Origin of the sequence: Paraburkholderia fungorum (assembly GCF_046027605.1) — a bacterium.
Taxonomy (GTDB): domain Bacteria; phylum Pseudomonadota; class Gammaproteobacteria; order Burkholderiales; family Burkholderiaceae; genus Paraburkholderia; species Paraburkholderia fungorum_F.
This window is the reverse complement of record NZ_JAQQEF010000105.1, coordinates 1-236: the sequence shown is the minus strand read 5'-3', so window position 1 is coordinate 236 and position 236 is coordinate 1. Positions and strand designations below refer to the sequence as shown.

The following is a 236-nucleotide window of genomic DNA, read 5'->3' as shown; positions in this document are numbered from 1 at the left end:
CGAGAAGATCGCCCGCTTGCGCCAGCAGATGCGTGAGCTCGCACAGGTCAGGAAGCAGTTAGAAAAGCAACCGGACAAACAGTTGTCGATGACGGATCCCGACGCACGCTCCATGGCAACAAGCGGAAGAGGCTCCGGCATAGTGGGCTACAACGTCCAGGCAGCCGTAGACACGAAACATCACCTGATCGTTGAGCACGAGGTAACTAACGTCGGAAACGATCACGGACAACTTA

Annotated in this window: 1 pseudogene; it reads left to right on the top strand. The window is 55.9% G+C overall.

Annotated features, from left to right (window positions below):
• A pseudogene (locus PQR53_RS38930) lies at nucleotides 1–236 on the top strand (IS5/IS1182 family transposase); the annotation flags it as partial.